Annotated in this window: 5 protein-coding genes and 1 pseudogene; 1 reads left to right on the top strand and 5 read right to left on the bottom strand. The window is 33.8% G+C overall.

The window, feature by feature from the left end; genetic code table 11:
* On the top strand, nucleotides 1-278 hold a 278-nt coding region (locus ACESM9_RS14710; RefSeq protein WP_373000375.1), incomplete at its 5' end, for a putative sulfate exporter family transporter.
* A 68-nt stretch (nucleotides 279-346) separates the two neighbouring features.
* Here the strand turns inward: ACESM9_RS14710 and ACESM9_RS14705 are convergent.
* From ACESM9_RS14705 to ACESM9_RS14685, 5 genes and pseudogenes are all read right to left on the bottom strand, one after another.
* On the bottom strand, nucleotides 347-1,114 hold the full coding sequence (locus ACESM9_RS14705) for an ABC transporter ATP-binding protein (protein WP_373000372.1): 768 nt from the start codon (nucleotides 1,112-1,114) through the stop codon (nucleotides 347-349).
* Complete coding sequence (locus ACESM9_RS14700) at nucleotides 1,107-2,120, bottom strand: FecCD family ABC transporter permease (protein ID WP_373000369.1); 1,014 nt, start codon at nucleotides 2,118-2,120, stop codon at nucleotides 1,107-1,109. Before ACESM9_RS14700 ends, ACESM9_RS14705 begins: the two co-directional genes overlap by 8 nt.
* Nucleotides 2,107-3,114, bottom strand: a complete 1,008-nt coding sequence (locus tag ACESM9_RS14695) for an ABC transporter substrate-binding protein (RefSeq protein ID WP_373000366.1) — start codon at nucleotides 3,112-3,114, stop codon at nucleotides 2,107-2,109. The genes ACESM9_RS14700 and ACESM9_RS14695 overlap by 14 nt, the downstream gene beginning before the upstream one ends.
* Nucleotides 3,115-3,649: 535 nt before the next feature.
* Complete coding sequence (locus ACESM9_RS14690; protein ID WP_373000363.1) at nucleotides 3,650-3,964, bottom strand: helix-turn-helix domain-containing protein; 315 nt, start codon at nucleotides 3,962-3,964, stop codon at nucleotides 3,650-3,652.
* Nucleotides 3,965-3,989: 25 nt separating this feature from the next.
* Nucleotides 3,990-4,193 (bottom strand): annotated as a pseudogene (locus tag ACESM9_RS14685) (type II toxin-antitoxin system RelE/ParE family toxin); the annotation flags it as partial.
* Nucleotides 4,194-4,365 lie beyond the last annotated feature (172 nt).

Here is a 4,365-nt window from a genome sequence, read left to right as displayed (position 1 = left end):
TAATCAAGGTTTTTCCATGGTTTATTCTTGTTTTCTTATTGATGGCTATCTTAAACACCTTAGGAATATTCCAGAACATTAATGGCGCATCCAGCTTCTTTAAAATGGGCTACAAGTTTTTAATCACTACTGCTTTAGCTGGTGTAGGCTTTAAAATTCAACTTAAAGATTTATTGACAAAAGGCATTAAGCCAATAATACTTGGCGGATGCACCTGGATTGCTGTTGCTGCTTCTTCTTTATTATTTATTAAATTGCTTGCCAATTATGTAGGTTAATAAAAGCTTTCACCACTCTTTATTATAGATTTAGAGTGATGAAAGCTTTTTTACTTTCTACTTCTATTCTAGTTCAGATAAAACACATACTGCTTTCTTTTTTCTTCCCCAATGAGCACCTGTTGTGAGCAGACCTTAAATATTCCATCTATCTTTTTACTATCATATACCGCTTGTGGAGTATCGTATATGATTACCTCTCCATTATCCATCAGACAAACCTGATCCGAATAGGAAAGTGCATTACTTAAGTCGTGAAGTACCATAATAATCGTTTTGCCCATCTTTTTTAGCTTTTTTATTATTTCTAATATCTCAAGCTGATGATTAATATCCAAATAGGTAGTTGGCTCATCTAGAAATATAATATCCGTATCCTGGGCCAAAACCATGGCTATATAAACCTTTTGACGCTGCCCACCGGAAAGCTCATGAATATCTTTATTTATATATTTATTAAGCCCCATATCTTCTATAGCCCTATTTACAATCTCTTTGTCTTTTTTCTGAGGAGTACGTGAAAAACCTAAATAAGGATATCTGCCATGCATCACCAAATTATATACCGTTATATTAGGCACAGTTCTAAGCTGAGGTAAAAAGGAAACCTTCTTTGCCAGCTCCTTGTCTGGAATATTTGAAATATCCTTGCCCTTTATGGTAATTTCTCCGCTAAAAGGTTTTAGCAAGTTTGATGCTGTTTTTAATAATGTAGTCTTTCCACAGCCATTTTTACCTACAATACTTGTAATACTGCCTTCTTCAAAATCTATATTTATATTTTTAATGATTTCTGCTTTGTTATACCCTGCAGTTATATTGTTTAGTTTAATCATAAAGCTGACCTCTCCTGCCTTTTATCAATAGATATATAAAGAACGGACCTCCCAGGAAAGACATAATAATTCCAACAGGGATTTCAAAAGGAGCAAAAAGTACCCGCGCCAGTAAATCACAAAGCAGAGTGAAAATACTCCCTAATAATGCTGACACCGGAAGCAGAACTCTATTGTCATATCCAATCAAAAACCTTGATACGTGAGGAACAATAAGTCCAACAAAGCCTAATAGACCAGCAAAGCTTATAGCACTTCCTGACAACATTGCTGCCAGTATTAAAAATATAAAGCGAAACCTGGCAACATTTAAACCTAAGGATTTGGCACTTTCATCTCCTAATGCCAGTATATTCATGTCATAGCCTAGAAACAAAGCTATAACAAGAGCAAAAAGAATAAAACAGGCAGGAAAGCTTAGCCTGTCTATTGTAATACCAGAGAAGCCTCCTATTAAAAATGCTATTCGTTCGATGGCTGTATCGGGCTTTAGAGTCAGTACAGTATCCGTAATTGCTCCTATAAAGCTTGATACGGCAACACCGGATAGAACTATAGCCATCCTGGAAGCTCCTGTCCTTCGTGCTATAGAATAAACCAGAAGAACTGCCAGGAGAGCACCTATAAAAGCAGCAATAGTTGTATAGTATAAACTTGCGGAAAAATAAGCTGCAACTAATACAGTAAATAATCCTGCCCCTGAATTCACACCAATAATGTTTGGACTTGCAAGAGAATTATTCAGTACTGACTGAAGTATAGCTCCTGATGCCGATAAAGCGCAGCCAGCAAGAACTGCAGCAAATGTTCTTGGTATCCTTACAAAGTTTATAATTCTATAAGTTTTTGAGGCATTATCTCCTTGCTTCATTGCAGAAATAATTTCTGATAATGATATTCTTGAAGAACCAATGCTTATACTCATAAAAACTCCAATTAGTAACAAAATTACAAGGAAAGCTATGACTGTAGCATTGTAACTCTTGCTGTTTTTATTTAAATTCATCCGGATAGAGAATTTTTGCCACATATTCATAGCTATCACCCCATTTTGCGTTAGGCTTATAGTGGAATAGCTCCTTTGGAAGCACAATGTATCTATCGTTTTTTACTGCTGATAAATCACTCCATGCTGGATTTTTCTCTATTCCATCCTTTAAAGCCTTTAAAGCTTTTTCGCTATCTCCCATTGTCACTACAAAAATGTAATCCGGATCTTCTTGAATAATTTCTTCCATGCTAAGATCCTCTAAAAGAGACTTATGCTTTGATGCTATATTTATAGTACCTAAATCATTAAGAATCCTGCAGGCCATATTGTCATCATTTTTTGCTTTAGCGCCACTCGAAAAAGCGCGTATAAATAATATTTCTGGCTGATTCTTCTTATCAATCCTTGATAGAACCGAATTAATCTGTTTCTTAACTGCTAAGCCATTTTTCTCATATAAGTCTTTATTACCTGTTATATCTGTGCATATTTTAAGCATATCCAGATAGTCCTCGAAATGTTCTACCTTAAAAAATGCAAAAGGTATATTCGATTTTCCAAGGATTTCTGATATTTTCACATGGCTTTCTATATCTGTAGAAAGCAACACTAGATCAGGAGAAAGAGCTATTATTTCTTCTACATTTGGGTCTTTAATTGTACCAACAATTTGAGTTCCCTCAGGCAAGTCCATTTTTCTCTCGCTTATAACATCGTTTGTTACTCCTACAAGACTCCCTCCTGCCAAAATCCAAGTTTCAGCATAGGAGCCAACAAGAGAAACTACTCTTTGAGGCTTGTCTACCAAGTTAACAGTATTTTTTAATGAATCTGTAAAGCTATAATAATATTTGCTATTAACATTTGCCTCTGGTTGCGCATTACATCCTGTAAACATCTGTATAAGCAAGCATATTATAAGCAGTATAGAGAATACTCTTGCTGCTGCTCTGAAATTTCTACTTCCATAATTATCGTTAAATTTTCTACTTTTAAATACAGTATACATTTTATTCATCCCTTGTTAATTGATTTGCTTCACTTATATCATATTACTTTAGTTATATATTGTAAAATATAATTATTTAATAATTATAATAGGTATTACCTATGCATTAGCTTACTAGAAAGTCTTTTCAGAATAAATCAACTATACATATCTACTAAACAAAAAACTATAATCATTAATTCATACATTTTACAAATGTGTGATATTAAAATGATAAAAAGAATCTGGGGACAGTCGTATTTTCCGGCAAGAGGTTTAGAGTCAGTATGACAGAGACCTCTTTAGCGTTTTTAACCTAAAATATGAAATGAATAATGAATATTATAGGCATAAAAAAATAATTGAGAAATTAAAAACTTTAAACATGTTTTTCAATCTCTCAGCACATAAACCTACCATATTAAGGCTAAAAAATTAGCAAAATATGGAAAAGTTCAATGAGTACAGGCCAATTAATAAGTCTACAAAATCTCTGTCCATCCCCTTAATATCATCTATACCTTTAACTAGTGCCTGCCTACGCTTGTATCAAAATCTACACCTTACTGTACTCCATATTGGTATTCTTCTTCTCAAGCTTTATTTCCAAGCCCAAGCTGTCTACATACTTTATAAAGTTCCTTAGAGTAGGAGAGTTACCCACAGTTTCAATCCGGGAAACCATCTGCTGTGTTAATCCAGACTGCCTTGCGACATCACTTTGAGAAAAGCCCATTTCATTCCTCATTTTAACAAGCTGCTTAAGAACTTCGTACTCAAGCTGTGCATAGTCATAAGCCTTTTTAAGCTCCACATCATTTTCCAATCTTTTATTAATTTCTTCCTTCACATTAACTTTTTTAAAAGGCATATATATTCACCTCTCATTCTATTCATCAAATAAATCTCTTACCGAGTTCCTTTTCCAATTCTTTAACCCTTTTTATCGCCTTATCCAATTCAAACTTCTCAGCTTTGCGTTTTTGCTTCTTACACGCATGAACTAAATACATATTATCTCCGTCTGCAACAACATACATTATGCGGTTATCATCACAAAACTTGATTTCCCAGAGCTTTCCTCTTAGTTGTCTTGTATTCTACATGTTTATACATCACATTTGATGTATCTGCAATTACATTATACACCAAATATGATGTATTTTCAATCAATTTTTGTTTCTTTGATTCATTCGTAGCGTAAGCTGAGCATTCAATCACTTCTATAACAAAATTAAATCATCTTTATTTTTTCATATTGTATTATTAGAG

Source organism: Lutispora sp. (genome assembly GCF_041687175.1).
Lineage (GTDB): Bacteria > Bacillota > Clostridia > Lutisporales > Lutisporaceae > Lutispora.
The sequence above is the reverse complement of the archived record's forward strand: the minus strand, read 5'-3'. Positions and strand labels throughout refer to the sequence as shown.